Genomic DNA, 641 nt, shown 5'->3' on the forward strand with positions numbered 1-641 from the left:
GCACCTAACAAGCGCATCCAAGTGACGCCTTCGGCGCACCTGATGCGGGCGTTAAGTGCTAATACTAAAATTCAAAGTTGAGGACTAACTAAATGAAAGAAAAAATTGAGTTACATAAAATCTCAACAGTTATTGATGTTAACTTCAGCTCAGAAGCTGATAAATATTTAAAATTAGGTTGGGTAATTCTTAATATCGGAAGCTCACAGCATTCTGAGCATGGTTGGAATACACTTTATTCGCTTGGTTGGTCGTCTGACCTTGGTGAAGCGAAATATCCTGAAAAAGAAGATTTTACTCTCAGTTTTGAAAGTGATGAATCTGATTCTGATATAGTATTTTAAAGCTGAAATATTAATCAGCCATTATTTTTCATATTGAACTTCTATTCAATAATCTGTGACAGGTAAAAAATGAACGACGAAATTAGCGTAGAAGTTAATGGTAAATCCTACAGTGCTGAATTTACTGTCTTTGGTGACACACTAACGATTTTTCTACCAGATGGGAGCACACGAGAAACAGAGCTACGGGGGCTAAATCCAGATTCTGCAGCAAGAACTCATTTATTAATGTTCATCAAATCTCAAGAACGCACTTAACAAACAAATCCAGGTGACGCCTACGGCGCACCTGATTTG

Annotated in this window: 2 protein-coding genes; both read left to right on the forward strand. The window is 37.4% G+C overall.

Going from position 1 to position 641, the window contains the following annotated elements; all coding sequences use genetic code 11:
• Nucleotides 1-92: 92 nt before the first annotated feature.
• Complete coding sequence (locus ACY2RQ_RS19680; RefSeq protein WP_490114715.1) at nt 93-344, forward strand: hypothetical protein; 252 nt, start codon at nt 93-95, stop codon at nt 342-344.
• A gap of 69 nt (nt 345-413) precedes the next feature.
• The gene (locus tag ACY2RQ_RS19685) at nt 414-602 is read left to right on the forward strand and encodes a hypothetical protein (protein WP_490114716.1); all 189 of its coding nucleotides are present in this window, start codon (nt 414-416) and stop codon (nt 600-602) included.
• The last annotated feature ends 39 nt before the right edge of the window (nt 603-641 follow it).

The organism is Parendozoicomonas sp. 209JJ7-1, from assembly GCF_058147085.1.

What these genes read in the sequence shown, in the direction of transcription:
- ACY2RQ_RS19680 (WP_490114715.1), top strand. Translation starts at nt 93, where the DNA reads ATGAAAGAAAAAATTGAGTTACATAAAATCTCAACAGTTATTGATGTT.
- ACY2RQ_RS19685 (WP_490114716.1), top strand. Translation starts at nt 414, where the DNA reads ATGAACGACGAAATTAGCGTAGAAGTTAATGGTAAATCCTACAGTGCT.